Source organism: Ensifer sp. ENS11 (assembly GCF_014851895.1).
In the GTDB taxonomy this organism is placed as follows: Bacteria; Pseudomonadota; Alphaproteobacteria; order Rhizobiales; family Rhizobiaceae; genus Ensifer; species Ensifer canadensis.
In genome coordinates, this window is record NZ_JACVAN010000008.1 from 188429 (window position 1) to 205841 (window position 17413).

Annotated in this window: 15 protein-coding genes and 1 tRNA gene; 14 read left to right on the plus strand and 2 right to left on the minus strand. The window is 62.2% G+C overall.

Annotated features, from left to right (window positions below; all coding sequences use genetic code 11):
• Positions 1-6 precede the first annotated feature (6 nt).
• On the plus strand, positions 7-1191 hold the full coding sequence (locus tag IB264_RS17670) for a VWA domain-containing protein (RefSeq protein WP_025425147.1): 1185 nt from the start codon (positions 7-9) through the stop codon (positions 1189-1191).
• A 289-nt stretch (positions 1192-1480) separates the two neighbouring features.
• Positions 1481-2503, plus strand: coding sequence for an aldose epimerase family protein (locus IB264_RS17675; protein ID WP_025425148.1), 1023 nt, complete (start codon positions 1481-1483; stop codon positions 2501-2503).
• Between the two features lie 112 nt (positions 2504-2615).
• Here the strand turns inward: IB264_RS17675 and IB264_RS17680 are convergent.
• Positions 2616-2690, minus strand: a tRNA-Gly gene (locus IB264_RS17680).
• 255 nt (positions 2691-2945) lie between these two features.
• Here IB264_RS17680 and IB264_RS17685 point away from each other — a divergent pair.
• From IB264_RS17685 to IB264_RS17705, 5 genes are all read left to right on the plus strand, one after another.
• A complete protein-coding gene (locus IB264_RS17685; protein ID WP_025425149.1) occupies positions 2946-3455 on the plus strand; it encodes a prolyl-tRNA synthetase associated domain-containing protein in 510 nt (169 codons plus the stop codon).
• A gap of 58 nt (positions 3456-3513) precedes the next feature.
• A complete protein-coding gene (gene trxA / locus IB264_RS17690) occupies positions 3514-4491 on the plus strand; it encodes a thioredoxin (RefSeq protein WP_025425150.1) in 978 nt (325 codons plus the stop codon).
• A 124-nt stretch (positions 4492-4615) separates the two neighbouring features.
• Entirely contained in the window at positions 4616-5296 is a 681-nt protein-coding gene (locus IB264_RS17695; RefSeq protein WP_025425151.1) for an LON peptidase substrate-binding domain-containing protein, read from the plus strand.
• A 10-nt stretch (positions 5297-5306) separates the two neighbouring features.
• Entirely contained in the window at positions 5307-5495 is a 189-nt protein-coding gene (locus IB264_RS17700; RefSeq protein ID WP_025425152.1) for a Trm112 family protein, read from the plus strand.
• 87 nt (positions 5496-5582) lie between these two features.
• Complete coding sequence (locus IB264_RS17705; protein WP_025425153.1) at positions 5583-5975, plus strand: hypothetical protein; 393 nt, start codon at positions 5583-5585, stop codon at positions 5973-5975.
• Positions 5976-5979: 4 nt separating this feature from the next.
• On the opposite strand, the gene IB264_RS17710 is transcribed toward IB264_RS17705, so the two are convergent.
• A complete protein-coding gene (locus IB264_RS17710; RefSeq protein WP_057210855.1) occupies positions 5980-7194 on the minus strand; it encodes a ubiquinone biosynthesis hydroxylase in 1215 nt (404 codons plus the stop codon).
• An 85-nt stretch (positions 7195-7279) separates the two neighbouring features.
• Between IB264_RS17710 and tesB the strand changes: the two genes are divergently transcribed.
• The 7 genes from tesB (at position 7280) to IB264_RS17745 (ending at position 17374) form a co-directional block, all read left to right on the plus strand.
• Entirely contained in the window at positions 7280-8170 is an 891-nt protein-coding gene (gene tesB, locus IB264_RS17715; protein ID WP_025425155.1) for an acyl-CoA thioesterase II, read from the plus strand.
• A 231-nt stretch (positions 8171-8401) separates the two neighbouring features.
• Positions 8402-8740, plus strand: coding sequence for a P-II family nitrogen regulator (locus IB264_RS17720; protein ID WP_025425156.1), 339 nt, complete (start codon positions 8402-8404; stop codon positions 8738-8740).
• A 27-nt stretch (positions 8741-8767) separates the two neighbouring features.
• Positions 8768-10132, plus strand: a complete 1365-nt coding sequence (locus IB264_RS17725; protein ID WP_057210857.1) for an ammonium transporter — start codon at positions 8768-8770, stop codon at positions 10130-10132.
• 242 nt (positions 10133-10374) lie between these two features.
• Positions 10375-13047 (plus strand): DNA translocase FtsK, encoded by a 2673-nt coding sequence (locus IB264_RS17730; RefSeq protein WP_025425157.1) that lies wholly within the window; start codon positions 10375-10377, stop codon positions 13045-13047.
• 136 nt (positions 13048-13183) lie between these two features.
• Complete coding sequence (locus IB264_RS17735; protein ID WP_025425158.1) at positions 13184-13846, plus strand: outer membrane lipoprotein carrier protein LolA; 663 nt, start codon at positions 13184-13186, stop codon at positions 13844-13846.
• 231 nt (positions 13847-14077) lie between these two features.
• Complete coding sequence (locus tag IB264_RS17740) at positions 14078-14884, plus strand: exodeoxyribonuclease III (RefSeq protein ID WP_025425159.1); 807 nt, start codon at positions 14078-14080, stop codon at positions 14882-14884.
• A 315-nt stretch (positions 14885-15199) separates the two neighbouring features.
• Positions 15200-17374, plus strand: a complete 2175-nt coding sequence (locus IB264_RS17745; protein WP_025425160.1) for a TonB-dependent siderophore receptor — start codon at positions 15200-15202, stop codon at positions 17372-17374.
• Positions 17375-17413 lie beyond the last annotated feature (39 nt).

Below are 17413 nucleotides of genomic sequence, written 5' to 3' on the forward strand. Positions count from 1 at the left end.
CCGCGGATGTTCATCCCCTTCTTCCTCGAATTGAAGGCCGCGAAGATCCCGGTGACGCTCCGGGAATTCCTGTCCTTGATCGAGGGCATGGAGGCGGGCATTGCCACCTTCGATATCGAGGCGTTCTATTTTCTCGCACGCACGGCATTGGTGAAGGATGAGCGCCATATCGACCGCTTCGACGGCGTATTCCGGCATTGTTTTTCCGGCCTTGAGGCCATCAATCCGCCAGACGAGTTCGCGCAGGGTGAAATCCCCGAAGAGTGGTTGCGCAAGCTTGCCGAAAAATATCTGACCGAGGAAGAGAAGCGCCTGGTCGAAAGCCTTGGCGGCTTCGAGACCCTGATGGAGACCTTGCGCCAGCGGCTCAGCGAACAGGAAGGGCGCCACCAGGGCGGCGCCAAATGGATCGGCACCGCCGGCACCTCACCCTTCGGCGCCTATGGCTACAATCCCGAAGGTGTGCGCATCGGCCAGGACGGCTCGCGGCACCGGCGCGCGGTCAAGGTGTGGGACCGGCGCGAATTCAGGGATTACGACGACACGGTCGAACTCGGCACGCGCAACATCAAGGTGGCGCTCAAACGGCTCAGGCGCTGGGTGCGCCAGGGTGCTGCCGACGAACTCGACCTCTCCGGCACGATCCGCGCCACCGCCGAGCACGGCTATCTCGATGTCGTCACCCGGCCGGAACGGCGCAATGCTATCAAGCTCTTGATGTTCTTCGACGTCGGCGGTTCGATGGACGACCATATCCGCATCGTTGAGGAGCTGTTTTCGGCGGCACGCGGCGAATTCCGCCACATGGAGCACTTCTACTTCCACAATTGCGTCTACGAAGGCCTGTGGAAGGACAATCGCCGCCGGCGCGCCGACATCACCCGCACGGCGGAGCTGCTGCGCACCTTCGGCAGCGACTACCGCGCGATCTTCGTCGGCGACGCATCGATGAGCCCCTATGAGATCAGCCACCCCGGCGGTTCGGTCGAGCATTGGAACGACGAGGCCGGCGGGCTCTGGCTCTCGCGTATCGCCGCCCATTTTCCCCGGTCTATCTGGCTCAATCCGGTTGCCGAGCAGCATTGGGGCTACACTCAGTCGATCGGCATGATCAGGAGCCTCGTAGGCGGACGGATGTTTCCCTTGACGCTTGCCGGACTGCAGGACGCGACGAAACAACTATCACGCTGAATCTACCGCAGAAAATCTCGATTTCCGGTTGCCGATCCACCTGAAATGACGCAGGTTGCTTGTCGTGAGGACTGCATGTTTCCGTAAATCGTAGAGCATCCCGCTTTCAAGTGGAATCACTGAAAGCGGATAAGATGCTCTAGAATCAAAGTGCTAGAGCGTCCTTTGTGTGTTCATCTGAACGCACGGCGCTCTAGCCGATTTAAGGATACAACATGCAGCAGTTCTAGAGTGTACAGCGACCTTTGCGCGTCTGCTAAGACGCGCGGCGCTGTGGGGGAGCCAGGCGATGGACAAGCATGCGGATACGGAAATCTTCGGACACCTGCCATCGGGTGAGCCGGTTCATCGTGTCGTGCTCTCCGGTGGTGGCCTTACTGCCTATATCCTCACCTGGGGCAGCGTGATCCAGGATCTGCGGCTGGATGGCCATGAGCCGCCGCTGGTGCTCGGGTTCACCGATCTCGAAAGCTATCTCGACCATTCCCCCTATTTTGGCGCGACGCCCGGCCGCTGCGCCAACCGTATTGGCGACGGTCGCTTCACGCTCGACGGCAAAACCTACCAGCTCGAATGCAATGAAAAAGGTGTGACCCACCTGCATGGCGGCAGCGACAACATCGGCAAGCGCAACTGGACGATCGTCAGCCACACACCGGACAGCGTCACGTTGGCGATCACCGACCCGGACGGCCGCGCCGGCTATCCCGGCAGCTGCCAGATCCGCTGCACCTACCAGCTCAAAGCCGGCGGCGTGCTCAGTGTCGTCTACGAGACGGAGACCGATCGGCCGACACTCGCCAATGTCTGCCAGCACAGCTATTTCAATCTCGATGGCGGCACGGACGCGCTTGGCCACGACATCATGATCGCCGCCGACCATTATCTGCCGACCAACGAGTTCCAGGTCCCGACGGGCGAAATCCGCCCGGTCGAAGGCACCGCCTTCGATCTCAGGGAAATGACCTCGCTCAAGCGCCAGACCGAGGGCGAACGCATCGCCTACGACCACAATTTCTGCCTTTCGCCGGAGCGCATGGCAAAACACTCAGTCGCCTTTGCCCGCAGCCTCAATTCCGGCGTGACGATGGAAGTGCTGACGACCGAGGCTGGCGTCCAGCTCTATACCGGCTTCAAGCTCGACGTGCCGGTGCCCGGCCTCGAAGGACGCCGCTACGGCGCCTTTGCCGGTTTCTGCCTTGAAACCCAGGTGTGGCCGGACGCGGTCAATCACGAGGGCTTTCCGAACGCGGTTCTGCGCCCCGGCGAACTCCGCCGCCAGGAAACCGACTATGTCTTCATGAAGAGCTGACAGGCGAGCGCATCGGCGCTGACAGCAGAGACAAGACGGCTGCTGCGTTTCGCCCGGGGCGAATGCATTGGCCGAAGCCAAAAGCATTTACAAGTAAAATGGTTGGGAAAATTGGAGCGGGTGAGGCGATTCGAACGCCCGACCCCAACCTTGGCAAGGTTGTGCTCTACCCCTGAGCTACACCCGCTCATTACCTCGGTCCGGGGGTAGTCGGTGGACCGTGGGTGCCGCGCTGTCTTGCGGCGACGGGCGCTATATGGCCTAAGCGATTTTGGAATGCAACAGGGAAATGTCGAGAAAGCGAATATTTTTTGGAAGCCTCCCCGGGAAGCCCGCAAATGCCGCGTTTTCGCGCCGCGCCGCCGTCTCTGAGATTGCACGCCGCGGCCGTTCTCCCCTAAAGCAGACTGGAAAAAAACGGAGCGGCAGGAGAATCACCCTCATGAACGAAGCGCAGCCGAAGACCGCGGACGAACTTTTCCGCTTTCTCGACGACCTCGGCATCGAACACAGCACCAAAAAACACGAGCCGGTGTTCACCGTGGCCGAATCGGTGGCATTGCGCGACGAAATCCCCGGCGGTCACACCAAGAACCTGTTCGTGAAGGACAAGAAGGACAACTACTTCCTTTTGACCGTAGAGGAACACGCGACCGTGGATCTGAAGACGGTACACCAGGTCATCGGTGCTGCGAGCAAGGTTTCCTTCGGCAAGCCGGAGAAGCTGATGGAATATCTCGGCGTCATCCCGGGAGCGGTGACCGCACTCGGCGCCATCAACGACACCGGCGGCAACGTCAAGGTGATCATCGACGAGGAATTGATGAAGTTCGATGTGATCAACTGCCACCCGCTTTCCAACGACGCGACGACCTCGATCGGCTCGAACGACCTGTTGCGCTTCATGGAAGCGACGGGACATGAACCGCTTGTCTTGAAAGTGACAGCCTGACATACGATCTTTGGCGCGAATGCAGGAAGCCGGATCACGAGCCGGCGAGGAGAGAAGAATGACGGGCAACGACAATCCCTATGCAGGGTCCTTCGGCAACCAGATGACCGCTTCGGCTTCCTTCGGCGGCCAGCCGGCCGCGGCCGCCGCACCGGGCGGCGACCTGATCAAGGAAACGACGACCGCCAACTTCAGCAAGGACGTGCTGGACGCCTCGCGCCAGCAGCCTGTTCTCGTCGATTTCTGGGCGCCCTGGTGCGGACCATGCAAGCAGCTGACCCCCGTGATCGAAAAGGTCGTGACGGAAGCCGCCGGCCGCGTGAAGCTCGTCAAGATGAACATCGACGACCATCCGTCGATCGCCGGCCAGCTCGGCATCCAGTCGATCCCCGCCGTCATCGCCTTCGTCGGTGGGCGACCGGTCGACGGTTTCATGGGTGCCGTGCCTGAAAGCCAGATCAAGCAATTCATCGAAAAGATCGCCGGCCCCGCCGTCGACGACAGCAAGGCCGAGATCGAGGCAGCACTTGCCGACGCCAAGGGGTTGCTCGAAGCGGGCGATGCCGAGAACGCCGCCGGGCTCTTCGGCGCCGTGCTGCAGGCAGACCCGGAGAATGTGGTGGCTATTGCCGGCATGGTCGATTGCATGATCACGCTTGGCCAGATCGCCGAAGCGCGCGAAGCGCTTACGAGCCTGCCGGAAGATCTTGCCAAGGATGCCGGCATCAGCGCGATCGCCAAGAAGCTTGACCAGATCGAAGAAGCCCGCAAGCTCGGCGATCCGAACGCCCTGGAACAGCGGTTGGCGGCAAACCCTGACGACCATGAGGCGCGCATGATGCTCGCCAAGATCCGCAACGTGGAAGGCGACCGCAATGGCGCGGCCGACCACCTGCTGACGGTCATGAAGCGCGACCGGGCTTTCGACGACGATGGCGCACGGCGCGAGCTCGTCTCGTTCTTCGAAGTCTGGGGCCCGAAAGACCCGGCGACGATCGCCGCCCGCCGCAAGCTGTCGTCGATCCTCTTTTCCTGAGCAGAGCAGCAAGATCGGTGCGTTTTTCCCTTGAGATTTTCGAAGGGCGCACCATTTCTTGATCTGGTTGGCTATGCCTATGGGCGTGGCGGGGCAGAACCGGACATCTGCAAGGTCAATTGGAATGCATGTCGGAAATGCACGTTATCTTGGTCCGCAGGACTTGCCGGAGATCATTCCGGTGTTTCCGCTGACCGGTGCGCTGCTGCTCCCGGGTGCCCAGCTGCCGCTCAACATCTTCGAGCCACGCTACCTGGCGATGCTCGACGACGCTCTTTCCGGCAATCGGCTGGTCGGGATTGTCCAGCCCTCCTTCTGCGAAGGCCGCAACGACATCGGCGTCGGGCCGGTGCCCGCGCTCTGCGAGGTCGGCTGCATCGGCCGCATCACCTCCTTTGCCGAAACCGGCGACGGCCGCTACATCACCTCGCTGACCGGCGTATGCCGCTACCGACTGTTTAACGAGGTGGCCGGCACACGCGGCTATCGCCGCTTCCGTATCGGGCCCTTCACGGCCGATCTCGAAAATCGCGACGATGAAAGCCTTGTCGATCGCTCGGCGCTGCTGGCAGCCTTCAGGGCCTATCTGGAGGCCAACAAGCTGAAGGCCGACTGGGAGAGTGTCGAGCGCGCCAGCAACCGCACGCTGGTCAACTCCATGGCGATGATGTCGCCCTACGGACCGGCAGAAAAACAGGCGCTGCTGGAGGCCCCCGACCTCAAGACCCGCGCCGAGACGCTGATTGCCATTACCGAGATCGTGCTTGCGCGCAATTTCGGCGATGTCGACAACATTCTGCAGTAAGCGAGGGGTCATGGACGTCAACGCCAGCAAGGTCGATCCGAAACTGCTCGAACTGCTCGTCTGCCCGTTGACCAAGGGCCGGCTCAGCTATCGCGCCGAAGCCAATGAGTTGATCTCGGAAAAGGCACGGCTCGCCTATCCCATCCGCGACGGTGTGCCGATCATGCTGATCTCCGAGGCACGCAAGATCGAGGACTGACGCCAGCGGCCGATCCCACATCCTTTGACGATCAGTCAAGGAATAGCCCGTAAGTTGCCTGGACTATCGGTAGCTCGGCGGGACACGATGAACATCTGGCACTACGTCGTCGCGATCGTGACTCTGACCGCGCTTGGCGCGGCGGTCCATGTCTTCCGCTCGTCGTTCAATTTCATTCCCGATCGCTTCAATGCCGCGCCCGGCCAGTTCTGGCGCAATCACGCCATCGACGACATGCTGAGTGCGAACTACGGTTTCTGGGACATGGTCGCCGGGACCGAATACGACGAGGACGGATTTTACGAGTTCTTCAGCCGCAGAAATCTACGCATCTGCTTCACGTGGACGATCGCGATCGGCATGACATTGCTGTTGTCGTACCAGGATCTGCAAGACAAATTCACTGCCGTCGTCGATGTCGCGCCCGGCTGGCTCTGGGCGCTTTTCGTCTACCGGATCGAGAATCTCACCATCTTCTGACCCCTCAGATCGGCTGGCCGGAAAGCAGCCGCGGGTCCGCGTCGCCGGCAACGCCGGCCGCCTGGCGGATGAAGAAGCTTTTGAGGGACGGCAGCCGATCGACAAGACCGAGACCGAAGTCGCGGGCGATCCTGACGGGTGTAATGTCGTTCGAAAACAGTCGGTTGAGCACATCCGTGGTCACCCCCATGCGGAAGGTGTCGAACCGGCGCCAGCTCTGGTAGCGCTCGAGGATAGCAAGCGAACCGATATCGAGCCCGAGACGATCCGCCTCGACGATCGTCTCGGCCAGCGCCGCCACGTCCTTGAAGCCGAGATTGAGGCCCTGGCCGGAGATCGGGTGGATCCCGTGGGCGGCATCGCCCGCAAGCGCAAACCGCGGTTTTACGAAATCGCGCGCAAGGGTCAGGCCGAGCGGAAAGGCGCGACGGCCGCCGACAACCTTGAGATGGCCAAGCCTGTGGCCGAAGCGGCGCTCCAGCTCTTCTTCGAAGAGGAAATCGTCGCCCTTGACCAGGCGCTCCGCGTCCGCAGTGCGCTCGGTCCACACCAGCGACGAGCGATTGTTCTTGAGCGGCAGGGTGGCAAAGGGGCCGGCCGGCAGGAAATGCTCCTCGGCCGTGCCTTCGTGCGGGCGCTCATGCTCGACGGTGGTAACGATGCCCGACTGGCCATAGTCGAATTCGACCGTCTTGATGCCGGCCGCATCGCGCAGCTTCGAGCGCACGCCATCGCAGGCAACCAGCAGACGGGCCTCCAACTGCTCGCCGCCGGTAAGCGTCACCGCAACCGCATGATCGCCGCTCTCGAAGGTTTCGACCATGGTCGACTGCCGCACGGTTACACCAAACTCCTCGCAGGCGGCGCGCAGCGCGCCGACCATGGCCGTGTTCGGCACCATATGGGCAAAGGGCCGCCCCTCCTCCCCCTCGCCGTCGAAGGTGAGGAAAACCGGGCGCACCGGATCGGATGTCTTCGAATCGGTGATGACCATGCGCCGGATCGGCTCGGCCTCCGGCACAATCGCCTGCCACACGCCGAGAACATCGAGCATGCGCTCAGCTGCCGAGGCGACGGCAGAGGCGCGCTCGTCGCGCTTCCAGGCGCCTTCCGGCGCACCGTCTATGACGGAAACTTCGAGATGCGGTGCCGCCTTCTTCAGCGATACCGCGAGCGAAAGGCCGACATAGCCGCCACCGGCAATCAACACATCGATCATCCGCTTTCTCCCGTCGCACTTGAGCATCGTTTCATGCCTATATAGATCAATGCCATCGCCGTTCCTACCATCGGAGACAGCCGAAATGTCGCGCCCCACTGAGACCGCAACGCCCATGGATGCGCTGCTTGCCACACTCGACCTCGAAAAGCTCGAGGAGAACCTGTTCCGTGGCCGCAGTCCCCAGGTCGGCTGGCAGCGCGTGTTCGGCGGCCAGGTGATCGGGCAGGCGCTGGTCGCAGCCCAGCGCACTGTCGACGAAGGCCGCTACGTGCACTCGCTGCACGCCTATTTCATGCGCCCAGGCGATCCGTCCGTGCCGATCATCTACGAGGTGGACCGCATCCGCGACGGCTCGAGCTTCGCCACGCGGCGTGTCGTCGCCATCCAGCACGGCAAGGCGATCTTCTCAATGTCGGCGTCGTTCCAATATGACGAGGACGGCTTCGAACATCAGATCGACATCCCCAACGTGGCGATGCCGGAAACCCTGCCGGGCGAGCAGGAGCTGAAGGACAAGTTCCTGGCGCACGCCCCCGAAGCGATCCGCCGCTACTGGGAGCGGCCACGGCCGATCGAGATCCGGCCGGTCTCGCTCACCCACTATTTCGCCCGCAACGATGGTAAGCCGACCCAGGACGTCTGGGTCAAGGCCGTCGGCCATGTGCCCGACGAGCGCCACCTGCAGGCGGCCGTGCTTGCCTACCTCTCGGACATGACGCTGCTCGACACGTCGCTCTATGCCCATGGCACGTCGGTGTTCGATCGCAACCTGCAGGTTGCAAGCCTCGATCACGCCATGTGGTTCCATCGCCCCTGCAAGATGGACGACTGGCTGCTCTATACCCAGGACAGCCCCAGTGCCCATGGTGCCCGCGGCATGACCCGCGGCAGCCTTTTTGACCGTTCCGGCGTGCTGATTGCCTCGGTGGCGCAGGAAGGCCTGATCCGGAAAAAGGCAGCTGAACAGGAATAGGGCACTTATTCTTTTCTGCCTATTTTTTAATCTTCTAAAGTGACGATTTTTTAGCGCGTCGCGGCACCGTCGCTGTGCGTGATAATTTTCCCATGCCTTTTCATAGGTTTAGCGTGCCACGACGAATCTGGCACGCCCCTTGAATGTAGCTGTCCGGTTGCACGGCGCTTTCAGCGTTCCGCAGCAAGGAGAGATGGCCTCCGACCGGAGGCGAACAAGGATGGGAAACCGATGAAAATTGTGATGGCCATTATCAAGCCGTTCAAGCTCGATGAGGTTCGCGAAGCCCTCACTGCTGTTGGCATCCAGGGCCTGACCGTAACCGAGGTTAAAGGCTACGGCCGCCAGAAGGGACATACTGAAATCTATCGCGGCACCGAATACGCCGTGAGCTTCCTGCCAAAGCTGAAGATCGAGATCGCGGTCGCCTCGGAGGTCGTCGACAAGGCCGTGGAAGCGATCGCCGTTGCCGCCAAGACCGGCCAGATCGGCGACGGCAAGATCTTTGTCTACTCCATTGACCATGCCGTGCGCATCCGCACCGGCGAAACCGATTCAGAAGCGTTGTAAGCCACGCCGTTCAGGGAGCACTACTCGATGTCGTCAAGCAAACTTTCCACCTCTCTGGTCAGGATCGGCGCAGCCTCTGCCGCCCTTCTTGCACCGGTCGTCGCCTTTGCCCAGGAAGCCGCACCGGCAGCCGCCGCTGCCACCACCGCAGCACCCGTTCCCGACAAGGCCGACACGGCCTTCATGTTCATCTCCACGCTGCTCGTCTTCTTCATGCTGATCCCAGGCCTCGCGCTGTTCTACGGCGGCCTCGTTCGCGCCAAGAACATGCTGTCGGTCCTGATGCAGTGCACCGTCATCGGCGCAACGATGATGATCGTCTGGGTCGTCTATGGCTATTCGTTCGCCTTCGGCGGCTCGACCAACCCCTATTTCGGCGGCTTCGCCAAGATGTTCCTCGCAGGCGTCTCGGTTGACAGCACGTCGGCCACCTTCTCCCAAGGCGTGGTCATTCCGGAATACATCTTCATGCTGTTCCAGATGACGTTTGCAGCGCTGACGCCGGCCCTCATCATCGGCGCCTTTGCCGAGCGCATCAAATTCTCGGCGGCCGTGCTCTTCTCCGTCCTCTGGGCAACCTTCGTCTACTTCCCGATCGCCCACATGGTCTGGGACGGCAACGGCCTGCTCTTCGGCATGGGCGCCCTCGACTTCGCCGGCGGCACCGTCGTGCACATCAATGCCGGTGTTGCGGGCCTCATCGGCGCGATCATGGTCGGCAAGCGCACCGGTTTCGGCAAGGACATGATGGCACCGCATTCGATGACGCTGACGCTCGTCGGCGCAGCGATGCTGTGGTTCGGCTGGTTCGGTTTCAACGCCGGCTCCAACCTCGAGGCATCAGGCGGCGCGATGCTCGCAACCGTCAACACCTTCCTCGCGACCGCAGCAGCCATCCTTTCCTGGTCGGTCGTCGAAACCTTCACCCGCGGCAAGGCCTCGATGCTCGGTGCAGCCTCGGGCATGATCGCCGGCCTCGTCGCCATTACGCCTGCCGCCGGCATCGCCGGCCCGATGGGCGCGATCGTCATGGGCCTGATCGTTTCGCCGCTGTGCTACTTCTTCGTCTCGGTGGTGAAGAACAAGTTCGGCTACGACGACACCGCTGACGTCTTCGGCGTTCACGGCGTCGGCGGCTTCTTCGGTGCGCTGGCGACCGGCATCTTCGCATCGTCATCGCTCGGCGGCATCGGCTATGCCGACGGCGTCACCATGGGCGGCCAGTTCATGACCCAGCTCACCGCCGTCGCCATCACCATCATCTGGTGCGGCGTGGTCTCGGCCATCCTCTACAAGGTGGTCGACGCGATCGTCGGGCTCCGGGTCTCGGTCGAAGCCGAACGCGAAGGTCTCGACCTCTCGTCCCACGGCGAAGCCGCCTACCACAGCTAAGCCAATCGCGGCGCCGTCAACAGGCGCCGCTCAACGTCCCGTCGCGGTCCGTCTGATACGGATCGCCTTTGGCCCGGATCGACTGATCCGGGCTTTTTTTCCCTTTCATGCGGATTGCACGCCTCGCCCACCGGTATTTTAGCGGCATACACGCATGGTTAATGTCGCATTAACCGTGCTTCGCTTAGGTTGATTCCATGGCACGCAATGTGTCTTGAAGATCGAGACGGGCAGCAGGCAACATGAGCAGAAGCAATCCGGCAACGCTTGACAGCCGTTCCAACCGGTTCGTGCTAACCACATTCGTATGGCGACAGATCGCGTCGCTGGCGGGCTTTGCGCTGTTTGGCGCACTGGCGCTGGCAATCGCGGCGCTATCGACATGGAACGTTGCCGACCCGAGCTTCTCCTACGCCACCTCCGACGAGCCGACCAACGTGCTCGGTTATGCCGGCGCGGCCTTTGCCGACATCTTCATGCAGTTTTTCGGGCTTGCAAGCGTCGTCGCCCTGCTTCCGGCCGTTGCCTGGGCGCTGGTGCTGATCGGCGGCAAGCGCTTCGACAAGATCTTCAAGCGCCTCGGCCTCTGGTTCGTCGGATCGGTGCTTGCAGGCGCGGCCTTGAGCTGCGTCCCGGCGCCGATCACCTGGCCGCTGCCCAACGGCCTCGGCGGCGTCTTCGGCGACATGATCCTGCGGTTTCCCGCGCTGTTCACCGGCGCCTTCCCGACCGGCACCTTCGCTACCGTGCTTGCCTGCATCTTCGCCGCTCCTGCCGCCTGGTGCCTGATCTACAGCGCCGGCCTGATCGGTGTCGGCGAGGAGGAGGACGAAGACGAGATCGAGGCGCCGACGCCGAGCAAGGCGCGCACCGTGCGCGACGAACTGGACGAAGACGACAGCGAAGGCCCCTTCACCCTGCTGATGGGCTCTTTCGCCCACTTGCGCTACACCGTGCAGGCACGCGTCCGCCGCATCTTCGGCATGAGCGGTACCCGCACGCCGACGAAGCGCCAGTACGATGAGCCCTACGATTTCAACAATGACGAATTCGGCACGCTGAACGAGCCGGTCCGGCCGAAGCCGATGGCCGGCGACCGCATCGAACCTTCGCTCGACCGTTCCGAGCGCCGCATCGTCACGCCACCGCCGATCATGGCTGATGACGATGACGACATGCCCTTCGACATGGACGAGCGCCGCCCCGCCGGCATTCTGTCCGATGACGAGGACGACGATCTTGACGCAGCAGCCGACTGGGCGCCGAAAGCAGCACCGCCGAAGCAGGGTCTGCCGAAGGCCGGCTCGCGTGTTGCCACCCCGCCGCCTCGCCCGAAGACCAGCCAGCGGCTCGAGCGCGAGGCGCAGCGCTCCTTCGTCGAGGACGATGACGGCGATTTCGCGCTGCCGCCAATGCATTTCCTCGCCGAGCCGAAGAACGTCACCCGCGACGCTTCGCTCTCCGCCGACGCGCTGGAGCAGAACGCCCGCATGCTCGAAGGTGTGCTTGAGGACTTCGGCGTCAAGGGTGAGATCATCCACGTCCGCCCGGGCCCGGTCGTTACCCTTTATGAACTGGAGCCGGCGCCGGGCATCAAATCCTCCCGGGTCATCGGCCTTGCCGACGACATCGCCCGCTCGATGAGCGCCATTGCTGCCCGCGTCGCCGTCGTGCCGGGCCGCAACGCCATCGGCATCGAATTGCCCAACCAGCGCCGCGAAACCGTTTATCTGCGCGAACTGATCGGCTCGCGCGACTTCGAGACCAGCAAGGCGCGCCTGGCCATGGCGCTCGGTAAGACCATCGGCGGCGAACCGGTGGTCGCCGATCTCGCCAAGATGCCGCATCTGCTCGTCGCCGGCACCACCGGCTCGGGCAAGTCAGTGGCGATCAACACCATGATCCTGTCGCTGCTCTACCGCCTGCGTCCCGACCAGTGCCGCCTGATCATGATCGACCCGAAGATGCTCGAACTCTCCGTCTATGACGGCATCCCGCACCTGCTTTCGCCCGTCGTGACCGACCCGAAGAAGGCGGTCGTCGCGCTCAAGTGGACGGTGCGCGAGATGGAAGAGCGCTACAAGAAGATGTCGAAGATCGGCGTGCGCAACATCGACGGCTTCAACACCCGCGTCGAGCAGGCGCTGGCCAAGGGCGATGCGATCACCCGCACGGTGCAGACCGGCTTCGACCGCCAGACCGGCGAGGCGATCTACGAGACCGAGGAATTCGATCTGTCGCCGATGCCCTATATCGTCGTCATCATCGACGAAATGGCCGACCTGATGATGGTCGCCGGCAAGGACATCGAAGGCGCGGTGCAGCGGCTGGCGCAGATGGCGCGCGCTGCCGGCATTCATGTGATCATGGCGACGCAGCGCCCGTCGGTCGACGTCATCACCGGTACGATCAAGGCCAACTTCCCGACCCGCATCTCCTTCCAGGTGACGTCGAAGATCGACAGCCGCACCATCCTTGGCGAACAGGGTGCCGAACAGCTGCTCGGCATGGGCGACATGCTCTACATGGCCGGTGGCGGACGCATCCAGCGCGTCCACGGTCCCTTCGTCTCCGACACCGAAGTCGAGGAAGTCGTCGCCTATCTCAAGACCCAGGGCACACCGCAATATCTCGACGCGATCACCGAAGATGACGACGAGGACAATGACGGCGGCGGCCCCGCCGGCACGTCCAATCTTGCCGATTCCGACGACCCCTACGACCAGGCGGTGGCGATCGTTCTGCGCGACGGCAAGGCCTCCACATCCTATGTGCAACGTCGCCTCGGGATAGGCTATAATAGGGCCGCTTCACTGATCGAGCGCATGGAACAGGAAGGCATCATCGGCCCGGCAAACCATGCCGGCAAACGGGAAATCCTCGTGCCGACCGAAGCGGAAATCACTGGCCGGTAAACCCGGCTTTCGTCCCGGGCGATGATCCATGCCCGGTAACGGTCATGTGAGAGCGCGGCCCGCCGAAGGCCATGAAAAACGCCTTGAAGGTGCCGCACTTGCGCTCCAGATGATTCAGGAAATGAAGGAGACTGTGATGACAGAGACGAAAACCACCCTGGGCAGCAATCCGGCGATGTCGCGCCGTGTATTCGTTTGCGGCCTCGCGGCGCTCGCGGGCATGGGTGGCGCCGGTCTTGACGTCACCAAGGCCTTTGCCCAGGCCCCGGCCTCCGCCCAGAAGATCGCCGATCATTTCTCGTCGGTGAAGACCATGTCCGGCGAATTCGTGCAGTTCGGCCCGCGCGGCGAGCAGACCGGTGGCAAGTTCTACATCCGCCGCCCCGGCCGCATCCGCTTCAACTACGAGGCGCCTTCGCCGATGCGCGTGATTTCCGACGGCAAGTCGGTGGTCATCGGCAATATGAAGCTGAAGACCTGGGATATCTACCCGCTCTCCAAGACGCCGCTGAACCTGTTGCTCAGCGAGCGGATCGACCTGACCGGCAAGATGGTGCGCGACGTCAAGGAAGAATCAGACCTCATCACCATCGTGCTCGGGGATCGCTCGATCTTCGGCGATTCGACCATCACCATGATGTTCGATCCGAAGACCTACGACCTGCGCCAGTGGACGATCACCGATGCGCAGAAGAAGGACACGTCGGTGATGATCTTCAACGTCCGGACCGGCATCGCGCTCGACGACAAGGTGTTCAAGATTCCTTACGACGAGGTTCGCAACAAACGGGGCGGCTAAGACCGCCTCAGCATAGGCATTGTGGACATCGGCCGCCCACTGCATGTGTCCTCGGATCCGATCTAAGGATAAAACATGCAGCGCGTCAAAGTGCGCAGCGACCTTTTCATGCATTCCTTGTCCCGACGCGCCAGACCTGCTTAAACCTCCCCGACATCGAAAACATATCCGTCCTGAGCCGGCTTTCCATTCGTCGAACGCCCGGACCTACCCAATCATGGGGAATGAGCAATGGCCCTTTCCGTCGCCACGTGGAATATCAACTCCGTTCGCCTGCGCATGCCGCTGATCGAACATCTGCTGAAGACCTGGCAGCCCGACATTCTCTGCCTGCAGGAAACCAAGTGCCCGAACGACCAGTTTCCGTCAAAGCCACTCAAGGCACTCGGCTACAACCATATCGAGATGCACGGCCAGAAGGGCTATCACGGCGTCGCGACGATCTCGCGTCTGCCCCTGCACGAGCTTAGCGACCGCCGCGACTATTGCGGCGTCGGCGATGCGCGCCACCTTTCGGTGGTGTTCGAGGCGGGCGGCAAGAAGATCCGCCTGCACAATTTCTACGTTCCCGCCGGCGGCGACGAACCGGACAGGTCGATCAACCCGAAGTTCGGCCACAAGCTCGATTTCGTCGATGAGATGAAGCTGCTGCACGCCGAAGCCGAGGCGGGCATCTCCTCCATCCTCGTCGGCGACCTCAACATCGCGCCGCTCGAGGACGACGTCTGGTCGCACAAGCAACTCCTGAAGATCGTCAGCCATACGCCGATCGAAACCGAGGGCCTCAACACGGTGATGAACGGCGGCGCCTGGGTCGACCTGATGCGCCAGCATGCGCCGGCGCCGACCAAGCTCTATACCTGGTGGAGCTACCGCGCGAAGGATTGGGAAGCGGCCGACCGCGGCCGACGCCTCGACCACATCTGGTCGTCGGCCGACCTCGCGCCGAAGCTGACGCAGGTGGATATCCTGCGGGAAGCGCGCGGCTGGGAGCGGCCGTCGGACCATGTGCCGGTGATCGCGCATTTCGATATTTAGAGCGGCAACGCTCTACTGCGTGTTTCCTTAAATCCTATTCGATTTAAGGATAAAAACATGCAGCAATTCAAAGTGCTACAGCGCCGCGCGTCTAATAAGACGCGCGGCGCTGTAGCACGATCAGCTGCATCAAGAAAAGATGAGTAAAAATCTCATATTTTTCTTGATCCTGTTTTTCGAAGCGATTATCCCTTTTTGCGAGCGGCGGGGACACCGCCTCCGGCGGCTAAGCAGCCGTCGTTTCCATTGATTTTCGGGTGCTTCGCTCCGGGCCAGTCCGGAGGGCTTTCGTGCGCCCGCAAAAGGGGCCAGATCATGCGCAAGATTTTTCCGAACAGACCCGTTCGCACCTCGCTTCGTTCCCTTTCGGCAACAACGGCACTACTCGCGATCACGATCGGACTGCTATCAAATTCCGCCACCGCGCAGACGGCCACGAGTGAGAAGACGACGCGGCTGCAGAAGATCGAGGTTTCGGCCGCACAGGCGGCCACCAGCATCGCCGAGGACAATGATACCATCGCACCGTCGCGCAATATCACGGCGCTGAAGACCGACACGCCACTGGTCGAGACCCCGCGCTCGGTCTCCGTCGTCACCCGCAAGGAACTGGAGGAGCGTGGCGCCCAGGACATGATCCAGGCAACCCGCTATGCCGCCGGTGTTACCACCGGCGCCTTCGGCTTCGACCCGCGCTTCGACCAGATCTACATTCGCGGCTTCGAGACGACCACAACCGGCGACTTCCGCGACGGCCTGCGCCAGCCCTATATGAACTACGGCACCTTCCCGACCGAGATCTACGGTCTCGACCGCATCGAGATCATCAAGGGACCGGTGTCGGTGCTGTACGGCGCCGCCGGTGTCGGCGGCATCGTCAACCGCATTTCCAAGATGCCGCAGGACGACACGCACCGCGAGGTCGAAGTTCAATACGGCACGATCGGCCGCGCCCAGACGGCCTTCGATTTCGGCGGCCCGGCGACCGCCGAAGGCGACTTTCTCTATCGTATCGTCGGTCTGCTGCGGAACGGCGAAACCAGCTACGACGTTGCCGACGACCGCTACCTGCTGCAGCCCTCCTTCACCTGGAAGCCGGACGAGGCAACGTCGCTGACCGTCTACGGCCTCGGACAGAAGGGCGAGAGCGATGCCAGCCCGCGGGTGTTCGAATATGGCGGCAAGCTGCTGCGCTACAGCGATCCGGAATACGATCACCAGAAGGTGCGGCAGTATCAGGCTGGCTTCAAGCTCGAGCACGAATTCGACAATGGCCTGATCTTCCGTCAGCACGCCCGCGTCAGCGACATGGATTTGGACGCCCGCTATCTCGAGTTCGGCACGGCAACTGGCAATGTCTACGAGCGGTCGCCGGTCGCGATTACCGACAATCAGCGCACCTACCAGATCGACAACCAGTTGCTGGCGACCTTCGATACCGGCGCCATCTCGCACACACTGCTGACCGGCCTCGACTATACCTGGATCACGTCAGACTTCGGGCTCGGCTTTGGCGCCAGCGATCCGGCCTATCGCTTCGACCTCGACAATCCGACCTTCGGCATCACCGGCCCGACGCCCGCGCTCACCAGCTTCAGTGGCCGCGATCTGCGCCAGACCGGCATCTATGCTGAGGACCAGGCGGAATTCGGCAACTGGCGCGCCGTCGCCGGCCTGCGCCACGACTGGGTGGACCAGACGAGCACCAACAAGAACACCGGTGCAGTCGACCGCAAGGACGACGGTGAAGTCACCGGCCAGGTGGGCCTGCTCTACCTCTTCGACAACGATATTGCGCCCTACGCCAGCTACGGCACGTCCTTCGTGCCGAGCACGCAGCTCTCGGCAGATGGTACGGTTCTGGATCCGACGACGGGCGAGCAGATCGAACTGGGCATCAAATACCAGCCGGAAGGCGAGGCCTATTCGCTGAGCGCCGCCGTCTACCGGATCGTCGAAACCGGGGCGCCGCAATATGTCGCGGACGCGTCGCTGCCCGTCGGCTACTACTACAAATCTTCGGGCGAGGTGACCACCAAGGGCTTCGAGGTCGAGGCGCGACGCGAATTCGACAATGGCTTCAGCCTGATCGCCGCCTACACCTACAACGACGCCGAGATCACCGGGAACGTCAATCCCGCACTGATCGGCAACGTGCCCTCGACCAAGCCGCGCAACATCGCATCCCTCTGGGTGAACTACCTCGTGCCAGACGATACGCAGCTCGCCGGTCTCAGCCTTGGCGGCGGTATCCGCGCCACCTCCAAGTCCTTCACCTCCGACGACAATACGGCGGAAAACGGCGGCGCCGTCTACTTCGACGCGTCGATCGCCTATGATTTCGGCGTGAAAAATCCCGATCTGAACGGATTGTCGCTGGCCGTCAGCGCAACCAACATTGGCGACCGGCGCGAAGAAGTCTGCACCGACGGTTACTGCTACTTCGGCCAGGGCCGCACCGTGCTCGGCACGCTCAAGTACAAATGGTAGGTGAAAACGCCTGGCGTGCGACCGTCTATCGGGAGTGCG